The organism is Aureimonas sp. AU4 (genome assembly GCF_001463765.1).
GTDB lineage: Bacteria > Pseudomonadota > Alphaproteobacteria > Rhizobiales > Rhizobiaceae > Aureimonas.
Genome location: NZ_BBWK01000121.1, coordinates 1 through 411, shown reverse-complemented (window position 1 = coordinate 411; position 411 = coordinate 1). Strand labels below are relative to the sequence as shown.

The following is a 411-nucleotide window of genomic DNA, read 5'->3' as shown; positions in this document are numbered from 1 at the left end:
GAAGCAGCACGCACAAGTCTCCTGGCATGGCTTGAACGACGTGGCGGAACGGTCGATGATTACGCCTTCCCGAGCCGCATCGATCACTCCACTCACCTCAGCACACGACAGTATGCTCGCCTCGTCGATGAGTGGGTGACGGCGATCGGTTTGCGGAAGGAGGACTACGGCACGCATTCGCTGCGGCGGACGAAAGCATCGATCATCTACCGTGCGACCGGCAACCTCCGCGCTGTTCAGATCCTGCTTGGCCATACCAAGATCGAAAGCACGGTGCGTTACCTCGGCGTCGATGTCGAGGATGCGCTGACCCTTGCAGAGGGAACCGAGGTTTAGAGTCCCATAGCATCGCAGCATCTCAGCGCGGGACGGCCGCTTGCGAGCCCTGTTGGCGACCGTTCCGACAGCGAC

General features: G+C 61.1%; 1 protein-coding gene. It reads left to right on the top strand.

The window, feature by feature from the left end; genetic code table 11:
• Nucleotides 1-336 (top strand): tyrosine-type recombinase/integrase (locus AUL35_RS21365; RefSeq protein WP_156418159.1); only part of this gene is annotated, 336 nt, incomplete at its 5' end.
• Between the last annotated feature and the right edge of the window lie 75 nt (nucleotides 337-411).